Origin of the sequence: Streptomyces rectiviolaceus (assembly GCF_039533825.1) — a bacterium.
Taxonomy (GTDB): Bacteria; Actinomycetota; Actinomycetes; order Streptomycetales; family Streptomycetaceae; genus Streptomyces; species Streptomyces rectiviolaceus.
Genome location: NZ_BAAAUG010000069.1, coordinates 72,037 through 92,515 on the forward strand (window position 1 = coordinate 72,037; position 20,479 = coordinate 92,515).

Here is a 20,479-nt window from a genome sequence, read left to right on the forward strand (position 1 = left end):
CGCGCCGCGTACCCATCACCATCCGGAGGAGGTCGGCATGTTCGAGCCCAGCAGCAGGTACCACGGGGTCCCCACAACGACCCACACCCTTGCGGACGGCCGGACCGTCACTCACCTGCGCCGTCGTCTGCTGCCCCGGCCGGAGGAGCTGACGGCGGTCGGCGAGCACGTCGTCACCGCCGGAGAACGGCTCGACGCCATCGCGGCCCGTCGCTGCGGCGACCCGGAGCAGTCGTGGCGGATCGCCGACGCCAATCCGACGCTGCGGCCGGACGAGTTGACGGCCGTGACCGGCCGGAGACTGCGGATCACCCTGCCCGCCGAGGCTTCGGCGGCGGCTGCTGGCGGCGAACGGGCGTGGTGATGAGGCCAAGCCCGCAGGTGATGCTGCTCCTCGGCGACACGGTGCCCGCTCCGGCCCTGGCGGCGTTCGTCGATGCGCTGCACGGAGTGCGGATCACCTCGGCCAGCGGGGCGACGAGCGGCTTCCAGCTGACCTTCTCGGTCGCTCCCGGATCGCCGCTGTCCCGGGCGGTCCTGCCGGACGGGGCGCTGCACACGAAGAAGCGGGTCGTGGTCGCCGTGGTCCTCGCGGGCCGGTGCCATGTGCTCGTGGACGGTGTGATCACGCATCAGGAGCTGCACGCGGCGCGGGCTCCCGGGGCGTCGTTCCTCGTCGTCACCGGTGAGGATCTGTCGCTGCTGATGAATCTGCGGCATGTCCGGCGGGCGTTCCCCGGGCTCTCGCCGCAGCTGCGGGCGACAGAGGTGTGTGCCGCGTACGCGCAGTACGGCATCACGCCGAAGGCCGTGGCGCCGGTGCACTCGGACCAGCCGAATCCGCTGATCGACATTCCGGTGCAGGCGGCGACCGATCTCGCCTACCTGCGGGCGATCGCCGCGGACGTCGGCCATGTCTTCCATCTCGAGCCGGGGCCCGCCCCGGGGGTCAGCACCGCCTACTGGGGGCCGCAGCGCCGCGAGGGGGCCCTCCAGCCGGCCCTGACGACCGGGTGCGGCGCGGCCGACAACGTGGAGGAGCTGACGTTCTCCTTCGACGGCCTTGCCACGTCCCGCTACGGCACGCACCGGCTCGAACCTCCGTCCACGACGGCCTCCGAGGCGAGCGCGCCCGAGCCGCTCGTCCTGCGCGGCCCCCTGGCGGCCCGCCCTGCCGAGGCACTGCGCGTCGGCATGCTCGCCGGGCAGACCGGCCGCTCCCTGACCCGGACCCTGCTGGCCGGACTCGGCCGCGAGGTCGCCGCCGACGCGGTCACCGGGCGAGGGACCGTCGACGTCCTGCGCTACGGCCATGTCCTGGCCGCCCACGCTCTGGTGGGCGTGCGCGGGGCGGGAGCGGCCTACGACGGGCGCTATCTCGTGGCCGCGGTGACCCACGAACTCACCCGGGACACGTTCAGGCAGCACTTCACGCTGGTCCGCGACGGACTCGGCGCCGACACCCAGGTGGTGACCGTATGACAACAGCGCAGACGCACACGACGCATCAATGGCACGGCCTGTACGAGGCCGTAGTGGTCGACGCCAAGGACCCGACCGGGGTCGGGAGGCTTCTGGTGCGGGTGCCGGAAGTGCTTGGCGACGAGGCACAGGTGTGGGCCGCCCCGTCCACCCCGCTGGCCGGTCCGGACTGCGGCATGTACGTGGTGCCGCCGGCGGACTCCGGTGTGTGGGTGCGGTTCCTCGACGGGGACCCCGAGCGGGCCGTGTGCGCCGGGTACCGGCGGGGCGGGTCGCAGGACGTGCCGTCGGCGGCGAAGTCGGCGCCGCCCGGCATCCCGCAGATCGTCCTTGCCACCCCTTCCGGCAGCGCCCTGGTCATCAGCGACGTGCCTGGTCCTGCGGGCGGAATCAAGCTCCAACTGCACGGTGAGAACGGGCCGTTCATCAAGATCGACGAGATGTCGATCGAGATCTCCTGCGGGTCCGGACTCGCCACGCTCAAGCTCGTCGGACCCCAGCTCACCGTCAACGACGGTGCGCTGACCGTGTTGTGAGGATGCCATGCCCGGACTGCTGCTCCACTACGGCGCGTTGATGATGTGCGCCCATCCGCCCGGCCTCGTCACCATTCCCGCGCCGGTGCAGCAGCGCGTTCTGGTCGGCCCCCAGCCCGTCGCCACCAGCGCCGACACGTTCCTGGTGGCGGGCTGCAGCTTCCCGGCCGCCACGCTCGGGGCGCCGCCCTGCACGAGCATCGTGTGGCTGCACACCTCCACGCGCGTGTTCGTGGGCGGTCTTCCCGTGCTGCTCCAGCCGAGCCCGCCGGTCAGTCCCGGCCCCGCGATGGGGGTCGGCACGCCACCGCCCAATCCCCCTATGGTGCAGGCCATGCAGCTACGGGTCCGGGGGATGTGAGCGCGTTATGGACGTCGCCTTCCCCTATCGCGTCGACGCCCGTGGCCGCACGGCGTCGGCCGCCTACGCCGACCACGTCCGGGACATGGTCGAACTGGTCCTCTTCACCAGCCCGGGCGAGCGGGTCAACCGGCCCGACTTCGGCTGCGGCCTGCTCGACCTGGTCTTCGCCGGAAACAGCCCCGAAGTCGCCGCAACCCTGGAGGCGACCGCCCAGGCGGCCCTGCAGCGCTGGCTCGGCGACCTGCTCACGGTGGAGTCCCTCACCGTGACCGCAGACGAGGCGACGCTCCATGTGCGGGTCGCCTATGTCCTGATGGCCACCGGGGAGAACCACACACTGACCGTGAGTGGGGGGACCGGCTCATGACCGTGGCGGACGGGCGCCGGAGCGGTCCGGCCGGCATCGAGGAGGTACGGGCACACCCGGACCGGCGAACGCTGAGCGTGAGGTTCTCCGGGGTGCTGCCGCGGCACGTGGACCGCGCCAGCTTCGTGATCGAGGGCGGACAGCGGGTCGTCGGCATCCGCGTACTGCGGGTCGTCCCCGAGCTCGGCGAGGAGCTGGAGCCCGGCACGGAGGAGTCCGGCAGCGGTGCGCCCGCGCAGCGGTTCCGGCTGTTCCTCGACCGCCCCGGGGACGAGTCCACGTACCGCCTGCGCGTCCTGGGGCACGGTTTCCACGGCGCCCTCGACCGGGCCGACTTCACTTTCCGGCCCACCGCCCACCGCCCGGAGGACATCTCCGGCACAACCCGGGCGCCGGGCCGCCCCGCACCGTCCATCGACTACCTGGCCAAGGACTACGCCAGTTTCCGGCGCCTCCTCCTGGAGCGTCTTTCCCTCACCCTGCCGCAGTGGACCGAGCGCCACGTCCCCGACCTCTGGGTCACCCTGGTGGAGCTCCTTGCCCATGTCGGAGACCGGCTGAGCTACCAGCAGGACGCCGTCGCCACCGAGGCGTACCTCGACACCGCGCGGCTGCGCACCTCGGTGCGGCGGCACGCACGCCTCGTCGGCTACCCAATGCACGACGGCTGCGCGGCCCGCACGGTCGTGTGCGTGGAGACGTCCGCACCGCGGTCGGTGCGCACCGAAGATCTGGCCTTCGCCGCGCAGCCGGATGACGCGCTGCGCCCTACGCTCGGCCCGGTGCTGTCCGTCGAGGCCCTCGTCTCGGGGCCGCATCCGGTCTATCGGCCCTTGGAGCGGCGCGGGATGCGGCTGCGTCCGGAGCACAACGGCATCGCGCTGTGGGCGTGGCGTCAGGACGCGTTCCAGCTGCCTGTCGGCACCACGCGGGCAGCGCTGCTCGACGTGGAGCGTGCGCTGGACCTCGCCCCCGGTGACCTACTCGTTCTGGAAGAGCTGCGGGCCCCCGACGGCGGCCCACCCGACCCCGGCCACCGGCAGGCGGTCCGGCTCACTCGTGCCGTCCAGGACCACGACGCGAACGACGGCACCCCTGTCGTGAAGATCGCCTGGGCCGAGGAGGACGCGCTCACGTTCCCGCTGTGGGTGGGCAACCCGCCCGGACCCGACGGCTGGACGAGCGCGACCGTGCTGGCCCGCGGCAATGCGCTCCTGGTCGAGCACGGTCTGGCGAACACCTGGCTGCCCGGCGGCGACACGGACGAGCTCATCGAGGTGCCGAAGACGGCCCGCCCCTTCAGGGCGGCGGTGCGCGGCGCGCCCGTCACCTGGTCCCCGCCCCACCCCCGCCCGGCGGACCTGGCAGCCGCCCAGGCCCGGCACCTGCGCGGCCTCGCCGTCCGGGCCCGTGAACTGCTGCGCGACCTGCACCAGCAGGCGGGCATCGACGACGGAGGCCGGGACCTCCTGGAAGCGCTCTTCGGCCCCTCCGGGCTCAGCGACCCCCACCGGGCCGCCCGCCTGCTCGCCCGCTTCGACCGCGTACTCGCCGCCCCGCTGCGCCGCCTCGAAGCCCTCGCCCGCCGCGCCGACTCCGGATACGTGCTCGACCCCGACGAAGCGGACTGGGAGATCCGGCGCACCTGGGGTGCCCGGGCCGCAGGCGGCCTGCACCCGGCCAACCCTTCCCTGCACGGCCCCGCGAGCACCGCCCTGCGCCCCGACCCGCGCGAGGCGCTGCCCGCGGTACATCTGCTGGAGGCGGAGGGAGCACGGGCTCGGTGGACACCGCGCCGTGACCTGCTGGAGAGCGGCCCGCGCGACCGCCATGTGGTCGGCGAGAGCGACGACGACGGGGGGCTCACCCTGCGGTTCGGCGACGACCGCTGCGGACGGTCGCCCCGCCCGGGCACCATGCTGCGCGCCATCTACCGCGTGGGCAACGGCAGTGCGGGCAACGCCGGCAGCGAGGCCGTCAACGGGATCGCGCACCGCGACGGGGACCTGGCGGGCCTGGTCACGCGGGTGCGCAACCCGGTGCCTGCGACCGGCGGCACCGATCCGGAGCCGGTGGCCGATGTGCGCCTCGCCGCGCCCCGCGCCCCCTTCCGTACGCTGCTACGCGCCGTCACCGCCGAGGACTACGCCACGCTATCCGAAGGCCGCCCCGGCGTGCAGCGCGCCGCCGCCACCCTGCGCTGGACCGGCAGTTGGTACGAGGCCGACGTGGCGGTCGATCCGGAGCGCACCGCCGTGGCGTCGCCGGAGCTCCTTGAGGACGTGCGCTCCGCACTGCACCGCTACCGGCGCATCGGCCACGAGGTCGTCACCCACCCCGCGCAGTTGGTGCCGCTCGATGTGGCGCTGTACGTCCTGGTCGACCCGCACCACGTCACCTCCGATGTACGGCAGGCACTCGAGCGCCGCTTCTTGCCCAGGTACGCGGGGTTCTTCGACCCGGCGGCGCTCACCTTCGGCACCCCGGTGCGGGCCAGTGCCCTGGTGGCCGTCGCCATGGCGGTGCCCGGAGTGCGGCACGCGGAGGTCACACGGCTGCGCAGGCGGCATGTGGCCGACGGCCCGGACGTGCCGCCCTCCGGGGAGCTGCGGTTGCGCCCGCGGGAGGTCCCGCGGCTCGACGGCGATATCACGCGCCCGGAGAACGGGCTGCTTGTGCTGCGTCTGAGAGGCGGACGATGAGCGCTCCTGAGCCGCCCTCGACGCCGGTGTGGAACCGGCCCGGACAGCCCGCGCTGTCGTATCGCGTCGGCACCCATCAGCAGTTCCTGGACGCCATGTTGGCCCGGCTCCCGCTGGCCGGGGAGGGACCCGGCCAGCGGGACGCCCTTGCCGCGCTCACGACCCGGGAGCCCGACGACGCCTCGATCGCCCTGCTCGACGCGTGGGCCGTGGTCGCCGATGTGCTGACCTTCTATCAGGAACGCATCGCCGACGAGGGGTTCTTGCGCACCGCGACCGAGCAGGAGTCGCTGGTCCGGTTGGGCCGCCTTGTCGGTCACCGGCCGCACCCCACGCTGGCGGCCGCCAGCCACCTCGCCTACACACTGGACGCCGGCACCTCCTGTGTCGTACCGGCCGGCTCGCAGGTACGGAGCGAACCGGAGCCCGGCGGGCTGCCGCTGGTCTTCGAGACCGCCGAGGACCTCACCGCGCGGGCCGACTGGAACCAACTGCCCGTGCGCACCACCGGGTCGGCCGGCATCGCGGCCGAGCTCGCCGGCATCACCCCGTCCATCGACGTCGAAGGGGTCAAGGCCGTCCTGCGCCCCGGTGACCGTCTGCTGTTCAAGTACCGGGATGCCCGGCTGAACGTGACCCGGGTGGTGGGGGACGTGGAACCGGATCCCGCGAGAGGGCGGACCGCCGTACGACTGCGGGTGCCGGACGCGACACGGCAATTGGACGGCGCGGTGGACGCGCTCATGGAGGACGTGGAGGAAACCGCTCGCCGGGCGCCCTCGCGCGGCCCCTTCGAGGAGCTCCTCGCGCTGCTGCGGGAGGTGCGGGACCGTGCCGAGGAGCTGCGCGACCCGGACACCTTCGCGGCCCGGCTGGACCGCAGGCTGCGCCGACTGCGCGAGCGTCTCGCCGACCTCGGCGGGGGTAAGGACGCCGACGCCCTGGCCAAGCGGGCCGCCGTCCGGCTCGCCACGGTGCAGGATGCCGTGCACCGTATGGCCGACAAGCCCGCGCGACCGGCATCGGCCGAAGCGGAGGCGCTACAGCGCGATCTCGGCAGTCCCGGCCGCCCGATGCTGCACGCCGTGGACCCGCTGCTGCGGGCGATCGAGCGGAGCGAGCCCGCGCCGCGCACCCCGCCCGCCGTCGCCGATGCGCTGGGCGCCGGCTCCGACGGCCTGCCCCGGCTGCTGGCCGGCAACCAGCCCCACCTCACCGCGTCCCTGTACGAGGCGCTGACCGCCGTCCACGTCCGGGCCGCCCCCCGGTGGGGGGTGCAGCGCTTCCGCGTCACGGCGGCCCCGCTGGGTGCCTCCATCCCGGACGACGACCGAGTGCGACGGCTGCTGCGCGCCGCCGTACGGGCGCAGCCGGACGAAACCGTTCCGCTCGCGACGGACGTTCTGCTCCTGGACGCGGTGCACGAGGAGATCGAGCCGGGGAGTTGGATCGGGGTGGGCGTGGTGGGCCGTCCCCGTACCCGTGTCGTCAAGGTCACCGAGGTCGGCCGCCTTTCGGTGGCGAACGGTCAGGACGCCGTACGGGTGACGCGGCTGCGCCTTGCCGGGCCGTGGACCGAGGACTGCGACGACATCGCCGCCCGGCGGGCCACCACCGTGTGGGCCGCGGGGGAGCCGCTGGTGCTCGCCGCCCCGCCCGATCCGACCGACGTGCAGGGCGACGCCCTCACGCTGGACGGCATCTTCGAGGGACTCGCCCCCGGACGGCTGCTCATCGTCTCCGGTGAGCGCACGGACGTCCTTCCCGGCTCCGGCACGGGAGTGCCGGGCTGCGAGCTCGCCGTCCTCGCGGGCGTGCGCCACGCCTTCGCCGACCGGGTGTGCACGACGCTGCTGTTGACCGCGCCGCTCGCGCACCGCTACCGGCGGGACACGGTCGTCGTGCACGGCAATGTCGTCCCAGCCACCGCGGGCGAGACGGTGACGGAGATCCTCGGCAGCGGTGACTCCGGCCGGGCAGGCCAGGTCCTTCCGCTGCGGCAGAGTCCGCTGGCGTGGCTGCCGTCGGCGACCGCCGAGGGCGGCGAGGAGGCGCTGACCGTCCGGGTCGACGACGTTGCGTGGCAGCGCACCGCCGATCTGGGCGAGGCGGGGCCCGCCGCCCAGGTCTACCGGCTGCGCGCGGGCCCGGACGGCAGGGCCGCCGTGGAATTCGGCGACGGCCTGCACGGCGCCCGGCTGCCGTCGGGCACGGAGAACGTCACCGCCCGCTACCGTGTCGGCGGCGGCCGCGCCGGCAATGTCGCGGCCGGGCGGATCAGCCAGCTGGTGAGCCGGCCGCCCGGCGTCAGCGGAGTCACCAACCCGCTGCCCGCGACCGGCGGGGCCGACGCCGACGGTCCTGCGCAACTGCGCCGGGCCGTCCCGCTGCGCCTTGCCGCCTTCGACCGGCTGGTGTCGGTGCGCGACTACCAGTCCTTCGCACAGGCCTTCGCGGGCGTCGGCAAGGCCGTCGCACAGCACTGCATGGACGACGGCCGTCCCGTCCTGCATGTCACCGTCGCGGCCGCCGACGACGCCCCGCTGGATGCCTCCGCCGCGCTGCTCGTCGGGCTGCACACGGCACTGCGGCGGTACGGCGACCCCCGGCTGCCCGTGCGGGTCGAGCCCTGCGAGCGCGTCCGGCTCGTGCTGGTGCTCGGCGTGCGTACGGCCCCCGGCCACCTGCCGGAGAAGGTCGAACGCCGCGTCCATGAGGCGCTGGCCACCCAACTGGGGTTCGCGGAGGCTCACTTGGCCCGGCCGGTGTACCTGAGCGCCGTCGTCGCCGCCGCGCACGGGGTCACGGGCGTCGACTCCGTGAACGTGGAAGCCTTCGGCGGCATCCCGGAGGGCGCCGACCCGGCCGAAGTGGTCAGGTTCGCCGAGCATCCCTCCGTCGCCTCCGGCGTGCCCGCCCTGTCCGCGGGGCCGCGCGCGGTGCGCGACCTCTCCCCCGTCGGCGGACCGCCGGATCCGGCCGCCGTCGTCGACGCCGCGCAGGCCCGCACGGTGTTCCTCGACCGCCGGGCCGCGCCTGGCCCGGCCGAGCGGCGGCCCCCGCGGCTGATGCTTCGTCCGGCCCAACTCGTCCTGCTCGACCCGGCGGTGCCGGGGACCCTGTTGCTGCGGAGGATTCCATGACCCCGGACGAGCTGTACGCGCTGCTGCCCGCCGTGCACCGCAGGCGCGACGAACAACAGGGCGGCCCGCTGCGCGCACTCCTCACGGTCGTCGCCGAGCAGGCGGCCGTGGTCCACGAGGACATCGAGCGGCTCTACGACAACTGGTTCATCGAGACCTGCGACAACTGGGTGGTGCCCTACCTCGGGGATCTCGTCGGGTACGAGATCCTGCCCCGCATCGCGGCCGCCCTGTCGGACGACACCTCCCGGGCCACCGGCCTTCCGGCCGCCGCCGTGCCCCGCAGGGACGTCGCCGACACGGTCACGCACCGGCGCCGCAAGGGCACCCTGGCTCTCCTCGAGGACCTGGCGTCCGGCGTGGCCGGGTGGCCGTCCCGGGTCGTCGAGTACCACCGGCTGCTCTGTCTCACCCAGCCGGTGCGCCGCTACTCCACCGACGGCCGCGACGCCCGCCGCAGGTCGGCGCGCGGTGCGCTGGTCGACGTACGCCGCACCGGGGTCCTGGACCGGCTCGGCGGCCCGTTCGACGACTGCGCCCGCACCCTGGAGGTCCCACGCGCCGGTTCCGCCCGCCGCCCCGGCCGATACGGCGTCCGGTCCGTCGGCCTGCACCTGTGGCGGCTTCGCACCTACTCCGTGACACGAGCCCCCGCGTACTGCCTGGATCGCGAGCGGGCCTGCTACACCTTCAACGTGCTCGCCATCGACACTCCCCTGTACACCGCCCCCGTGCCCGATCCGTCGAGCGGCCATGTCGCCGACGAGACGAACGTGCCGGAGCCCATCGGCCGCAGGGCCCTGGCCGAGCGGCTCTACGACTACTACGGGCCCGGAAAGAGCCTGTGCGTGTGGACCGGTCCGGACGCCGACCGCGATGTCGTACCGCTCGACGATGTCGTCGCCGCCGACCTGTCCGACTGGAGTTACCGTCCGGACCACGGGAAGGTCGCCGTCGACCCCCTGCTCGGCCGCCTCACGCTGTCGCCGGGCATGGCTCGCGCCCACTGCGTCCGGGTGACGTACCACCACGCGTTCTCGGGCGACCTCGGCGGCGGCGAGTACCCGCGCCCCGACCCCGCGGCGGCCGACGCCCCGGAGCGTTACCGGGTGGGCCCCGGCGAGGACCACACGAGCATCGCCGACGCGCTCGACCGCTGGACCGCCGGGAAGCGGGCGCACGGCGACAAGACGGAGGTGATCGTGGAGCTCACCGCCAACGAGGTGTACGAGGACCTGACCAACATCCGCCTCGACCCGGGAGACCGCCTGACCCTGCGCGCCGCGGACGGTGTGCGGCCCGTCGTCCGGCTGACCGGACGGCACGGCGGCGACGGTCAGCGCGCCCTGACCATCACGGGCGCCGGAAAGCCGACGGCGCGGATCGTCCTCGACGGTCTGCTGGTGACCGGCGGCAGCGTGCGGGTGCGGGGCGCGGTGCAGCGTCTCGTGATCCGGCACTGCACGTTCGTACCGGGCTGGTTGCTGGAGGCGGGCGGCAGGCCGCTGGCGCCGGGGGCGCCGAGCCTTGACATCGCCGACAGTCCGGTGCGTACCGAGATCCACCACAGCATCATCGGCGCCCTGTCCGTCGACGCGGGCGAGGACAACCACGTCGAGCTCTACGACAGCGTGGTGGACGCCGCCTCCGAGGACGGTGGTGCGGCGATCTGCGCACCGGGCGGCGGCCCCGCGGGCGTCCTCCTCACCGCCCGCCGCACGACTGTCCTCGGAGCCGTCCGCGCGCACGCGGTCGACGTGCTGGAGAACTGCCTCCTGGCCGGCGAGGTGTTCGTCGAGCGACGCGACCAGGGGTCCCTGCGTTTCTGCTGGCTGCCCAAAGACTCCCCGACCCCACCCCGGTTCCACTGCGAACCCGACCACTCCGGGGATCCGGACCGGGTGAAGTTGCGCTTCGCGGCCACCCGGTACGGCTTGCCCGGCTACGTGCGGCTCGCCGACGACTGCACCGACGCGATCCGCCGCGGCGGCGCCAACGGCTGCGAACCCGGCGCACTGCACCACCTCTTCCAGCCGCAGCGTGAGGACAACCTCCGCGCCCGGCTTGACGAGTACACCCCCGCCGGATGCGACACGGGGCTCTTCTTCGTCACCTGAGCCCATCGCACCCCGCTGCCCCCACTCCCCTCGGCCCAGGCAGGAAGCACCTCATGCACGGCGACTTCTCCCGCGTCACCTTCGATCCCGCCCGGCGTTTCTCCTCGGTCCTCTCCCAACAGGGGCGGGTCCAGCTCGATGCCGAGTTCAACGAGCAGTCCGCGATCCTCCTGCACTACGTGCGCACGCTCGCCGCCGATCTGCTGGGGCCGGCCTCATACCCGCCCGACAAGGACGAGGACGCCCTCGGTGGGTTCGGGGTCGACGGTTTCGACGGGGACACCTTCAGCGTGGCACCGGGCCGGATGTACGTCGACGGCCTCCTCTGCGAGTGCGACGGCACCGACTACTGGGACCAGCCCGACGGCCACCTCAACTCCGACCTGGAGGACGACCGGCTGCCGTCCGGGCCGTTCCTCGTGTACCTGCGGGTGTGGGAGCGCCTGATCACCGCGGCGGAGGCGCCCTGGATCCGTGAGGTGGCGCTCGGCCCGGGCGGCCCGGACACGACGGCACGCACCCGCGTGGTCTGGCAGGTGTGCCGGCTCCCGCTGGAGCACGGCTCCTTCCGGCCGGACATGCGCAGCGCCGTCGGCTTCCTGCGGGAGCGCATCCGGGGCGACTTCCACCCGCGCGGTCGGCTCGCCGCCCGGACCAGGCACCCCGACGAGGACCTGTCCCCCGGCTACCGCGGACCCGAGAACCAGTTGTACCGGGTCGAGGTGCACCAGGGCGGCCCGGTCGGGACGGCGACGTTCAAGTGGTCGCGGGAGAACGGCTCGGTGGTGCTGCCCGTCCGGAGGATCGCCGGTGCCACGGTCGAGCTGGAGACACTGGGCCGCGACGACAAGCTCGGTGTGGACATGGGCGACGTGGTGGAGATCGTCGACGACGCCGCGGTGTGCCGCTCCGCGTCGGACCAGCCCGACGCGAAGTGCGGACGGCTGTACACGGTCAGCAAGGTCGACTACGCCGGTCACGGGGTGGTGCTCGACGCCGAACCCACCGGCGTCGGCCAGCGCCCGTCCCTTCACCCCTTCCTGCGCCGGTGGGACAGCGAGTGCGGAGAGGAGGGAACGGCCCTTCTCGTACGGGAGGGCGCGTGGCTGCCGCTGGAGGACGGCATCGAGATCCGCTTCGCGAGCACCAACGGGCCCCACGTCTACCGCAGGGGCGACTACTGGACCATCCCCGCCCGGGTGCTCACCGGGGACGTCGAATGGTCCCGCAACCGCGAGGGCGAGCCGCTGCGGCGCCGCCCCCACGGGGTTCACTACCGCTACGCCCCGCTCGCCTACATCGATCCACGCGGCGACGGTTTCGAGCTGGTCGATCTACGGGTTCCGTTTCCGCCTCGGCGGTAGGCCGGCGGGGCGGCGGGTCAGGGTCCGGCGAAGAGCATTCAACGTCCGGCGAAGAAGAAGATGAAGATCATCCATGCGGCGAAGACCAGGAGGACGAGAAGGGCCACGACCCAGTGCGTGCCGCCGGTCGACACTTCGGCGCCGGTGGTCTGGTTGTACAGGCGCTTGACCCGCAGCGTGCCGCGTCTGGCCTTGCCCTCGGCGCGCACCCGGTCCCCCTCATTGACTGCGCCCTCGAAGGAGTCGCCGCGCATTTCCACCGGGACCAGTCGTACGGGGCGGCCTCGGCGGTCGTACACCTCCACGCGGAAGTTGCAGACGATGACCGTGCCGGTGTTGCCCCCGCTGCCGCGCACCTCGGTGCGCAACTGCACGTTGCGCGCCACGCCCTCGACGCTGCCGGTGCCCTGGAGGGTGCCGACGGGGAGCGGGGGCTGCGGTTCCGGCTCCGGCTCCGGCTCAACCGGGGGATTCCACCGGGGTGGTGGGGGGATGTCCGGCGGGGGTGGTGGAGGCGGTGGCTTCGGCCGCGCGAACACGGTCCCGGGCCAGTGGCGCCGCCACCCTCGCGTCACCGAGTCCTGGCCCTCGTCGTACGCCGCAAGCCAGGCACCGCAGTTGCGGCAGCGCTGGGCGTCGGGCGGCGCCTCGGCTCCGCAACGCTCACATGTCCAGGCGCCGTCCATTGTCGTGACCTAGTCGACGAGGTAGGTGACGTAGTAGGCCGAACCCTCCACGGGTGACGAAACGGAGGCGCTGTCGTAGTCCCGCAGGAAGAGGTCCTGCACGAAGTCCACCGGTACGTTCACTCCCAGCGGCTGTGTCTGGCCGGAGTTCGCCGAGCCCGTCGAGCCGTTGCCGGTCGTCGTGACGTACAGGTCGTCCGGGTCGGGCCGCCAGCCCTCCACCCGCCGGATCGCGTCGGCGACCTGCTGGGCGTACCGCTGCGGGTCATGGGACCCGTGGAATCCCGTCTCGTCGTCGGCGAAGAACGCGAGGATGTCATGGTGTTTTCCGGGATACGCGCCGATACTCACGGCTTCGCCAGAGCTGATTATGTTCCCGGGATTCCGGTCGTTCCAGGCGATGCTGCCTCCCGTGCGCATCACGTCATCGTTGAAGACATGGTTCACACCGGGAATGCTGATGACGTCGCCTGGTTCCAAGTCGGTCACGTTGGACCAGGTCATGACGGCCTCCGAGAGGCTCCGAGAGGCGGGAGCGCAGATTGAGGAACGCCGACTGAGGGCATTCACCGCCGCCGGATCACGGAAATTCGGATCAAGCGGGTACCGGTTCCAGTATAGGAGCGACGCCCTCGGGCAGCCACCGCAGAATTCGTTTCGCATTCCACAACTATCTTTTCCCGAAGGGTTATTGCAGTCGCCATCGACCAGGCAGGGAGCGAGACTTGAATGCGGTTGGGCCGGGGCTCGAAAAAGGAGCAGGACAGGTGTCCGCATTCACCATCGACATGTCGAACCCGTTCCCCAGCGGCTTCACCGCCGGCCTGGGCGGCCCCGGCACGGGGGGCCACCAGTCGCCCCACTGGTACATCCAGTACGGCATGGATCTCGGCGCCCCCGCAGGCACACAGGTCCACGCCGCCTTCGACGCCCACATCACCAAGTACAGCCCGCACGACCCGGCCACCGACAGTGGCAAGGTCTACGGCGCGCAGCTTTTTATGCGCTCCCCCAACGACGAGATGGGCGGCTTCTACACCCACCTCACCAACGTGCCGGGCGGGCTGGGCGTCGGTACACAGGTCTCCCGCGGGGATGTGCTGGGCCAGGTCCACGAGTTCGCGGGCATTGACCCGCATCTGCACCTGGCGCTGGTCGAGATCATCGGCGGCGCGCCCAGCGGCACGTACCAGGGCGTGGACCTTTACCGAATGTTCCTGGACACGGCCGACTCCGGCACGGTCACACCGGTCACCTTCAACCAGGACGGCTCACCTCCCACCATCGGCGCCTGAGTTGGGGCGGACAGATCTTCCACCTCGGGTCGATCCGCGGCATCCAGCAGGGGCTGGCCGCCCTCGGCTCGATCCCAGCGTCATCGACGGCATCGACGGGCCGAAGCCCCAAGGCGCGGTCATGGCGCGTTCCAGGCCGGTCAAGGGCTGCCACAGGACGGCGTATGCGCGGGCGCGACCCTTGCGGCCCGGTGGTGCGGTAGCCGGCGTCCACCCATGCCTTGCGTATCTGCGGGTGGGCGGCGGCGATGCGGGTGAGCAAAGTGACACCGGCCGCGGTGTCGGAGACGCTCGCGGCGGTGACCAGCACGGTCAGCAGCAGGCCCAGGGTGTCGCAGCCGAGGTGGCGTTTGCGGCCGATGATCCGCTTGCCCGCGTCGGTGCCCTGGTCGGCCAGGTGCACGTTGGCGGAGGTCTTGATGGTCTGGGAGTCCAGCACGCAGGCGGACGGTTCGCCGTCGCGTCCTTCGGGCCGTGCGGACCAGGTGCCGCAGCAGGCCGGTGAGCTGGGCGAAGACACCGTCCTCCTGCCAGCAGGCGAAGTAGTGGTAGGTGTGGTGGGCCAGGGCGGGAAGTCGTGCGGCAGGTAGCGCAGGGGACGCCGGTGCGGTCCACGTACAGGATCGCGTTCATCAGCGAGCGCAGGTCGTGTTCGGGCGGGCGGCCGATGTCCAGGCCGCGGCCGCGGCGCTCGGCCCGCCAGGCGGTGAGCACCGGCTCGATCAGCTGCCGGCGTTCGTCGGACAGGTCGCTGGGGTAGCCGCTGTTGGCGGTCATGTTTCAGATGTACTGCGAGGTGGCCACCCCGACCAGCGGCCAAAGACCAACGAGCGGGCCCAGGTTGGGATCAGACAGGAGGCATCGGGATCAAACAGCCCTCTGGCGCCTCTCGGCGAACTGGTGGCTCACCTCTCACTTCAGTGTCGCCCTGCCAGCCTCCTCGAACCATCACGTAACGGCATTAGACAGGGCGAAACGCTCAGTTAGTGCGTGTTTCTAAGCCCCGGCTCTGAGCAGCGCTGGGCCTGAGGCTGGCGTTGTGTCCCAGGGTGCCGCCTTGCGGATCTCTAACCGAGCTGGGCGCGTCGGCAGGTTCCGGTGAAGACGCGGCCGAGTTGGTCGTCCAGCGCGGCGAGGACAGCCGGTTTCGATGTGCCGTCGGGGTCTATGTGCGTGTGCAGGGCGAGTCCTTCGGTGAACGCGACGATTTGCAGGGCCTGGTCAGCCGCGTCGATTCCCTGAGCGACCTCGCCGCATACCGTGCCATTTCCGATGGCTTGGGCGACGCGTGAGCGGATGCCCACGAGGGTCTCTCTCTGGACGGCGGCCAGGCGGGCGCTGTGCGCGGCCTGGTCTGCAAAGGCGAGACGGACCAGGAACTCGGCGCGGCGGGCGTCGTTCAGCGGCATGAGCTCGGCCAGCGCCTGCCGCAGCATGTCGGCGATGGTGTGGCCCTCGGCCTCACCTCGGTTCACCAGCTCGTCCACTCGTGCGGTGAAACGCCCGTTGACGCGGGTGAACGTGGCCAGCAGCATCTCGTCCTTTGCCGTGAAGTAGTGCTGCACCAGGCCGACGGACATGCCCGCTTCTGCGGCGGTCCGCGCGACGGTCACGGCGGTGAGGCCGTGTCGCACGATCAGGCGTTGGACGGCGTCGGTGATCTGCCCGTGTCGGGCGTCATGGTCGGCAACTCTCGGCACGTGAGGACGGTATCGCGTGCTATAACCGTACGTCTATATTGCTATCGGAGAGGGCCCTAGCGATGATCCGACGACGCTCAACCCGCTTGTTAGGGCTGGGACTTGCTCTTGCTCTCCTGCTGCCCCCCGGTATGGCCAGCGCGGGCCAGGCCAGTGACGGACAGACGGCCGGCAGCCGCCGTGACCCGGCCCTGCAGGCCCTGGTCGACCAGGTGGTGGCCGACCCGAACCCCAACCCAGGCGCTTTCCTGCTCGCCCGCCGTGGCTCGGACGACCGTTTCGGCGCGGCCGGCGTCGCCGACCGTTCCGCCGGCACGCCGATGGCACCGGACCTGAAGTTCCGCACCGGGAGCGTCACCAAGACCTTCACCGCAACGGTCGTCCTGCAACTGGTCGCCGAGCACCGGTTGCGACTTGACGACACCGTGCAGAGCTTGCTGCCCGACCAGGTCCGCACCGACAACGCGCTGTCCGGTGCGCCCATCACTGTCCGCCAGCTGCTCAACCACACGAGCGGGCTGTACGACTACATCGACGGGCTGCTTCCCTACTTCAGCAGGCTTGACCAGTACTGGCCCCGCGACCAGCTGATCAGCATCGGTCTTGCCCAGCCCCGGTACTTTCCAGCTCCCGGCACCCGGTTCCGGTACTCCAACACCAACTACCTGCTGCTCGACTTGATCGTCGAACGGATCACCGACCGCGACCTGCGCACCAACCTCGAACGCCGCATCTTCGCCCCCCTCGGGCTGCGCGGCACTTCGTACCCACTGGCACAGACCGCCATCGACGGAGGCCATGTACACGGCTACGCGGACGTCTCGCTCCTGTTGCCGAACGCGCCGGACCCAACCCGGTTCGACGTCACCGAGTTCAGCCCATCCGAGGCTGGTGCGTCGGGCGCCCTCGTCACGACTGCGGCCGACATCGCGCGCTTCTACCGGGCCTTGCTGCAAGGACGTCTCCTGCCCCCAGGCCTGCTTCGCCGGATGCTCACCGACACGGTCCCCACAACCGGCAGCGCCCCGCCCACTGTCGCCTACGGCCTGGGGGTCTACGTCTACGCCACCAGCTGCGGCCGTGCGTACGGCCACGGTGGCAGCGCACTCGGGTACCTGACCTTCGCCCTCAACAGCCGCGACGGGCGCGACCAACTCGTCGCCCACACCAACTGGAACTCGTTCGCCGACACCGGGATCGACGAGGACTTCTGGGCTGCCTTCCAGCAGGGTTACTGCGGAAGGCCTGGGTAGATCCCATCGGCGCCAGATAGTAAGGACTGACGTCGCGCAGGACTGCGGCGCGGTCCTTGTGGCGGGGCATTCACGAGCTGCGCGTCCGCATGGGCGACGTGGCGGAGTAGGGCTCAGTTGGCAATCAGATCCGATTCGGCTTCAACCTGCTCCCCCGGCTGAAGAACGTCGGTGCTGTCGACCAAGACGATCGACGACGATGTGATCAGCCTCTGCCGTTACGGTTGCAAAGCCCTACAGCGACCGTCGCGGCGTCACTTCACGCTGCCGGCCGTGAGGCCCGAACGCCAGTAGCGCTGCAGCAGAAGGAATGCCACGACCAGCGGCAGCAGCGCCAGCAGGGAGCCGATCACCATCAGCGGGTAGTAGTCCGGGTTGATCGGGGCGGTGGAGTTCCAGCTGTACAGACCGAGGCTGAGGGGGTACAGCGACGCGTCGTTGAGCATCACCAGGGGCAGGAAGAAGTTGTTCCAGATCGCGGTCAGTTGGAACAGGAAGATGGTCACGTAGCCGGGGGCGAGCATCCGCATTCCCACGAAGAAGAAGCTGCGCAGTTCGTTCGCGCCGTCGACCCTGGCGGCCTCCAGGACTTCGTTGGGCACGTAGGAGGCAGAGAACATCCGCGCCAGATACACGCCGAAGGGGTTGAACAGGACCGGGATCAGGACCGCCCACACCGTGTTCGCGAGCCCCAGGTCGGAGGCGAGCAGGTACAGCGGCAGGGCGAGCACTGTTGCCGGAACCATCACCGAGATCAGGATGAGGGCGAACAGGGGCCGCTTGCCGGTGAACTCGAACTTGTCGAAGACGTACCCGGCGGCGGTGCTGACCAGGGCGCCGACCGCGGCGCCGCCCACTGCGTAGAGCAGGCTGTTGCCGTACCAGGTCAGGTACGCGCCGTCGTCCTGGGTGACGAGGGTGCGGATGTTGTCCACGAGCGCGAAGTGGGACAGGTCGAAGAAGTCGGAGGCGAACAGCGCTTGCGCGTCCACCGTGGAGGCCATCAGCAGCCACAGCAGGGGCAGCAGCGCGTACAGAACGCTGACGCCGACCAGGACGTTTGCGACGATACGGCCGTACGGCCGGGTGGAGGAGGCGGTGGTGGTGCTCACGATCGGGCCTTCCTGGGGTTGGGGACGCGCCGGGCGGTGCGGGCCGATCCGCGCGTTACCACGTAGGACAGGGCGCAGCAGACGAGCAGCAGGAGGACCGAAGCGGCGGATGCCAGGCCGTAGTTGTTGCGGGTGAAGGCCGCGTCGAAGATGTACATGTTCGGCGTGTAGCGCGGGCCGACGAGCGGGGTGGCCCGGCTCAGCAGCATGGGCTCGGTGAACAGCTGGAGTGCGGCGATCGTGGTGAAGATGGCCACGGTGGACAGCGTGCCGCGGATCAGTGGCACTTTGATGGTCAGCGCCGTGCGCACCGGGCCCGCGCCGTCGACTTGGGCGGCCTCGATGAGTTCGCGGGGAATGGCCCGTAGCGCGGCGAAGAAGATGACGGCGGTGTAGCCAAGCCCGCTCCACAGTGCGATGTTCACCAGGGACGGGATCAGCATGCGCAGGCCGAGGAAGTTCACGGTGAGGTCGGCGTTGCTCAGCAGGTCGAGGACGGGCGAGATGCCGGGCGTGTAGAGGTAGAGCCAGATGACGGTGGCGATGATGCCGGGTACGGCGTGTGGCACGAAGAGCACGGTCTGGCTCAGCTGACGGGCTCGTACCAGGCCCGAGTCGAACAGCAGGGCCAGGGCGAGCGCACCGGCCAGGACCAGGGGGATGAACACCAGCGCGTACACGAGCGTGGTGCCGACGCCTTGTACGAAGCTCGGGTCGGCCAGCACGGCCGCGTAGTTGCGCAGCCCCACAAAGGTGGTGTGCGCGTTGCCGAAGCCGAGGCCGGTGTGGGACTCGGAGAAGAAGCTCAGTTTGACCGCGTACAGCACCGGGATCAGGAACACGGCGAACAGCAGCAGGGTGAAGGGCCCGAGGAGCACGCCCACTGCCTGGCGCTGCGGACGGCGCGAGCGGGTCGCGGTGGTGGTCGGAGCGCTTGGTGCGCTCGTGGTTCGGAGCTTGCTGGGGGCGGTGGATGTACTCATGTCTGCCTCACCTTCAGGCCCAGGCTGCGCATGTCGGGCAGGGTCTCGGCCTGCGCGGTGCGCAGCGCTTCGGTGATCTTCGTGCCGTAAGAGAGCCGGGCCAGGCCGTTGTGCAGGGACGTGGCGGTGGCCTGCATCCGTGGCCCCCAGGTCCAGCCTGTGCGCAGCAGGCGGGCCTGGTCGGTCACCAGGCCGTACAGGTCCTGGCCGTCGTAGAAGTCGGTCTTGAACTGGCGTGAGGCGGCTTCGACTTGGTTCTTCGCGGCGGGGAAGAGGCTTGATCGGCCGCTGGAGAGCCGGGCGGTGATTGCCTCGGGTGTCGTCGACATCCATTCCAGGAAGCGCATAGCGCGCTCTTTGCGCGGGCTGTCGGCGGTGATGGCGTGCAGGGAGACGCCGTCGGTGCCCAGGACCGGCTTGCCCGTGCCCCACTGCGGCAGCGGGGCCACGCGCCAGCGACCGGAGGTGCCGGGCACCGAGGAAGCCAGGGCCGCAAGACCCCACGGCCCGACCATGTGGGCCGCGACCCGGCCGCGGGCCAGCGCGGACATCCACTCCTGGCTGCTGCCGGGGGCGACGAGCAGCAGATCCTCGTCCATCAGCTTCTGCCAGTAGTCCGCGACCCGGCGGGTGGGCTCGTCGAGGAAGTCGACCACCCAGCTGTCGCCTTCGATGGCGAACCACCGTCCGCCGCTCTGCATGGCGTGCCCGGCCAACACGTTGTAGGCGTTGGGGTGGAAAGTAGTCAGGTGGATGCCGGACTGCCGCTTGAGTTTGCGCGCCGCCTCGTGGAACTCCTCCCAGGTGGTGGGCACATCGATGCGGTGCGCGTCGAATATGTCGGTGCGGTAGGCGAGCAGCATGGGGCCCAGGTCCAGCGGGATGCCGTACACCCGGCCGTCGAGCTTGCCGTTGGTCCATGCCTGCGGGCCGAGTTGCGTGCGCAGCCGCGGGGTGACCAGGTCGGTGATGTCGGCGCACACGCCGTCGATGGCGAAGGACGGCAGGTCGGCGTCGACGATGGTGACGATGTCCGGGGCGTTCCCGGCGCGGGCGGCGTTCGAGAGCTTGGCGTTACCGCCCGCCAGGCCCGAGGTCATGGGGGAATAGTCGACGGGGTCGTCGGGGTGGATGGCGTTCCACTTGGCAACCAGGGTGTCGGTGCCGCGCAGCGCCGACCAGAAGGTGACGGGTCCGTCGGGGTTGCCCTGGCCGGCCGAGGCACTGGCGCAGGACGTTGCGCCGACGCCGGCCAGCGCGGTCCATAGCCCGGCGGCCAGAACGCCGCGCCTGCTCGGTGGGCGGCTAGTCATGACAGCCGCCTCGGGAGCGGAAAGGGCGGAGGGAGGGCAGGGAGGACATGGGCGCACCTCTT

The 20,479-nt window shown here is 71.4% G+C and carries 17 protein-coding genes and 1 pseudogene; 11 read left to right on the forward strand and 7 right to left on the reverse strand.

What is annotated here, in order from left to right; genetic code table 11:
* Positions 1-37 precede the first annotated feature (37 nt).
* Genes ABD378_RS19920 through ABD378_RS19960 form a run of 9 tightly spaced genes read left to right on the forward strand, consistent with a single transcriptional unit; the run spans position 38 to position 12,075 of the window.
* Positions 38-364, forward strand: a complete 327-nt coding sequence (locus ABD378_RS19920) for a LysM peptidoglycan-binding domain-containing protein (protein ID WP_344522271.1) — start codon at positions 38-40, stop codon at positions 362-364.
* A complete protein-coding gene (locus ABD378_RS19925; RefSeq protein ID WP_344522272.1) occupies positions 364-1,482 on the forward strand; it encodes a hypothetical protein in 1,119 nt (372 codons plus the stop codon). Before ABD378_RS19920 ends, ABD378_RS19925 begins: the two co-directional genes overlap by 1 nt.
* Positions 1,479-2,018 carry a phage baseplate assembly protein V gene (locus ABD378_RS19930; protein WP_344522273.1) on the forward strand — a complete coding sequence of 180 codons (540 nt, stop codon included), beginning with the start codon at positions 1,479-1,481 and terminating at the stop codon, positions 2,016-2,018. The genes ABD378_RS19925 and ABD378_RS19930 overlap by 4 nt, the downstream gene beginning before the upstream one ends.
* A 7-nt stretch (positions 2,019-2,025) precedes the next feature.
* Positions 2,026-2,379, forward strand: coding sequence for a hypothetical protein (locus ABD378_RS19935; protein WP_344522274.1), 354 nt, complete (start codon positions 2,026-2,028; stop codon positions 2,377-2,379).
* 7 nt (positions 2,380-2,386) lie between these two features.
* Positions 2,387-2,749, forward strand: a complete 363-nt coding sequence (locus tag ABD378_RS19940) for a GPW/gp25 family protein (protein ID WP_344522275.1) — start codon at positions 2,387-2,389, stop codon at positions 2,747-2,749.
* Positions 2,746-5,451 carry a putative baseplate assembly protein gene (locus ABD378_RS19945; protein WP_344522276.1) on the forward strand — a complete coding sequence of 902 codons (2,706 nt, stop codon included), beginning with the start codon at positions 2,746-2,748 and terminating at the stop codon, positions 5,449-5,451. The genes ABD378_RS19940 and ABD378_RS19945 overlap by 4 nt, the downstream gene beginning before the upstream one ends.
* A complete protein-coding gene (locus ABD378_RS19950; RefSeq protein WP_344522277.1) occupies positions 5,448-8,594 on the forward strand; it encodes a putative baseplate assembly protein in 3,147 nt (1,048 codons plus the stop codon). Before ABD378_RS19945 ends, ABD378_RS19950 begins: the two co-directional genes overlap by 4 nt.
* On the forward strand, positions 8,591-10,711 hold the full coding sequence (locus ABD378_RS19955; protein ID WP_344522278.1) for a hypothetical protein: 2,121 nt from the start codon (positions 8,591-8,593) through the stop codon (positions 10,709-10,711). Before ABD378_RS19950 ends, ABD378_RS19955 begins: the two co-directional genes overlap by 4 nt.
* A 53-nt stretch (positions 10,712-10,764) precedes the next feature.
* The gene (locus ABD378_RS19960) at positions 10,765-12,075 is read left to right on the forward strand and encodes a DUF6519 domain-containing protein (protein ID WP_344522279.1); all 1,311 of its coding nucleotides are present in this window, start codon (positions 10,765-10,767) and stop codon (positions 12,073-12,075) included.
* Positions 12,076-12,113: 38 nt separating this feature from the next.
* Here ABD378_RS19960 and ABD378_RS19965 read toward each other — a convergent pair whose 3' ends face one another.
* Together ABD378_RS19965 and ABD378_RS19970 are read right to left on the reverse strand one after the other, a co-directional pair.
* Positions 12,114-12,461, reverse strand: coding sequence for a hypothetical protein (locus ABD378_RS19965; RefSeq protein ID WP_344522280.1), 348 nt, complete (start codon positions 12,459-12,461; stop codon positions 12,114-12,116).
* Between the two features lie 309 nt (positions 12,462-12,770).
* Positions 12,771-13,265: a hypothetical protein gene (locus ABD378_RS19970; RefSeq protein ID WP_344522281.1), complete on the reverse strand. Its 495-nt coding sequence runs from the start codon at positions 13,263-13,265 to the stop codon at positions 12,771-12,773.
* 263 nt (positions 13,266-13,528) lie between these two features.
* Here ABD378_RS19970 and ABD378_RS19975 point away from each other — a divergent pair, with 263 nt between their 5' ends.
* The gene (locus ABD378_RS19975) at positions 13,529-14,056 is read left to right on the forward strand and encodes a peptidoglycan DD-metalloendopeptidase family protein (protein WP_344522282.1); all 528 of its coding nucleotides are present in this window, start codon (positions 13,529-13,531) and stop codon (positions 14,054-14,056) included.
* A gap of 196 nt (positions 14,057-14,252) precedes the next feature.
* On the opposite strand, the pseudogene ABD378_RS19980 reads toward ABD378_RS19975, so the two are convergent.
* Positions 14,253-14,833, reverse strand: a pseudogene (locus ABD378_RS19980) (IS5 family transposase); the annotation flags it as partial.
* A 290-nt stretch (positions 14,834-15,123) separates the two neighbouring features.
* A complete protein-coding gene (locus ABD378_RS19985) occupies positions 15,124-15,756 on the reverse strand; it encodes a TetR/AcrR family transcriptional regulator (protein WP_344522283.1) in 633 nt (210 codons plus the stop codon).
* A 131-nt stretch (positions 15,757-15,887) separates the two neighbouring features.
* Between ABD378_RS19985 and ABD378_RS19990 the strand changes: the two genes are divergently transcribed.
* Positions 15,888-17,009 carry a serine hydrolase domain-containing protein gene (locus ABD378_RS19990; RefSeq protein WP_344522284.1) on the forward strand — a complete coding sequence of 374 codons (1,122 nt, stop codon included), beginning with the start codon at positions 15,888-15,890 and terminating at the stop codon, positions 17,007-17,009.
* Between the two features lie 254 nt (positions 17,010-17,263).
* On the opposite strand, the gene ABD378_RS19995 is transcribed toward ABD378_RS19990, so the two are convergent.
* The 3 genes from ABD378_RS19995 to ABD378_RS20005 are packed head-to-tail and all read right to left on the reverse strand — an operon-like array spanning position 17,264 to position 20,417.
* Positions 17,264-18,121, reverse strand: coding sequence for a carbohydrate ABC transporter permease (locus tag ABD378_RS19995; RefSeq protein ID WP_344522285.1), 858 nt, complete (start codon positions 18,119-18,121; stop codon positions 17,264-17,266).
* The gene (locus ABD378_RS20000; RefSeq protein WP_344522286.1) at positions 18,118-19,104 is read right to left on the reverse strand and encodes a carbohydrate ABC transporter permease; all 987 of its coding nucleotides are present in this window, start codon (positions 19,102-19,104) and stop codon (positions 18,118-18,120) included. The genes ABD378_RS19995 and ABD378_RS20000 overlap by 4 nt, the downstream gene beginning before the upstream one ends.
* On the reverse strand, positions 19,101-20,417 hold the full coding sequence (locus ABD378_RS20005) for an ABC transporter substrate-binding protein (protein WP_344522287.1): 1,317 nt from the start codon (positions 20,415-20,417) through the stop codon (positions 19,101-19,103). Before ABD378_RS20005 ends, ABD378_RS20000 begins: the two co-directional genes overlap by 4 nt.
* Between the last annotated feature and the right edge of the window lie 62 nt (positions 20,418-20,479).

Coding starts and splice junctions, on each gene's coding strand:
- ABD378_RS19920 (WP_344522271.1), top strand. CDS start 38: ATGTTCGAGCCCAGCAGCAGGTACCACGGGGTCCCCACAACGACCCAC.
- ABD378_RS19925 (WP_344522272.1), top strand. CDS start 364: ATGAGGCCAAGCCCGCAGGTGATGCTGCTCCTCGGCGACACGGTGCCC.
- ABD378_RS19930 (WP_344522273.1), top strand. CDS start 1,479: ATGACAACAGCGCAGACGCACACGACGCATCAATGGCACGGCCTGTAC.
- ABD378_RS19935 (WP_344522274.1), top strand. CDS start 2,026: ATGCCCGGACTGCTGCTCCACTACGGCGCGTTGATGATGTGCGCCCAT.
- ABD378_RS19940 (WP_344522275.1), top strand. CDS start 2,387: ATGGACGTCGCCTTCCCCTATCGCGTCGACGCCCGTGGCCGCACGGCG.
- ABD378_RS19945 (WP_344522276.1), top strand. CDS start 2,746: ATGACCGTGGCGGACGGGCGCCGGAGCGGTCCGGCCGGCATCGAGGAG.
- ABD378_RS19950 (WP_344522277.1), top strand. CDS start 5,448: ATGAGCGCTCCTGAGCCGCCCTCGACGCCGGTGTGGAACCGGCCCGGA.
- ABD378_RS19955 (WP_344522278.1), top strand. CDS start 8,591: ATGACCCCGGACGAGCTGTACGCGCTGCTGCCCGCCGTGCACCGCAGG.
- ABD378_RS19960 (WP_344522279.1), top strand. CDS start 10,765: ATGCACGGCGACTTCTCCCGCGTCACCTTCGATCCCGCCCGGCGTTTC.
- ABD378_RS19970 (WP_344522281.1), bottom strand. CDS start 13,265: ATGACCTGGTCCAACGTGACCGACTTGGAACCAGGCGACGTCATCAGC.
- ABD378_RS19990 (WP_344522284.1), top strand. CDS start 15,888: ATGGCCAGCGCGGGCCAGGCCAGTGACGGACAGACGGCCGGCAGCCGC.
- ABD378_RS20000 (WP_344522286.1), bottom strand. CDS start 19,104: ATGAGTACATCCACCGCCCCCAGCAAGCTCCGAACCACGAGCGCACCA.
- ABD378_RS20005 (WP_344522287.1), bottom strand. CDS start 20,417: ATGACTAGCCGCCCACCGAGCAGGCGCGGCGTTCTGGCCGCCGGGCTA.